The 548-nt window shown below is 48.4% G+C and carries 1 protein-coding gene; it reads left to right on the forward strand.

Features of this window, described 5'->3' with window-relative positions; genetic code table 11:
* Positions 1–548: RnfABCDGE type electron transport complex subunit D (locus AB4496_RS29360; protein WP_372133655.1), on the forward strand; the 548-nt coding region annotated here is incomplete at both ends.

The raw sequence follows: 548 nt of genomic DNA on the forward strand, positions 1-548 counted from the left end.
ACTAGGTATTACCTTCGGTGTTGTAGTAGCGAAAGAGATCTTCGGTGGTACGGGTCGTAACTTCCTGAACCCTGCACTTGCTGGCCGTGCGTTCCTATTCTTTGCATACCCTGCACAGATTTCAGGTGACGTAGTTTGGACTGCTGCAGATGGTTTCTCTGGTGCAACTGCTCTTAGCCAATGGGCTCAAGGCGGCGGTAGCGCACTAATGAACGTGACATCAGGTGAAGCAATCACTTGGATGGACGCATTCATTGGTAACATCCCAGGTTCTATCGGTGAAGTATCAACTCTAGCACTTATGATTGGTGCAGCGATGATCGTTTACATGCGTATCGCTTCATGGCGCATCATTGCTGGTGTAATGATCGGTATGATTGCTGTGTCTACACTGTTCAACGTGATCGGTTCTGATACTAACGCAATGTTCAGCATGCCTTGGCATTGGCACCTAGTTCTAGGTGGCTTCGCATTCGGTATGTTCTTCATGGCGACTGACCCAGTATCAGCTTCATTTACCAATAAAGGTAAGTGGTGGTACGGCATCC

It is taken from the genome of Vibrio sp. 10N.222.46.A1 (genome assembly GCF_041473595.1).
Taxonomy (GTDB): Bacteria; Pseudomonadota; Gammaproteobacteria; order Enterobacterales; family Vibrionaceae; genus Vibrio; species Vibrio tasmaniensis_A.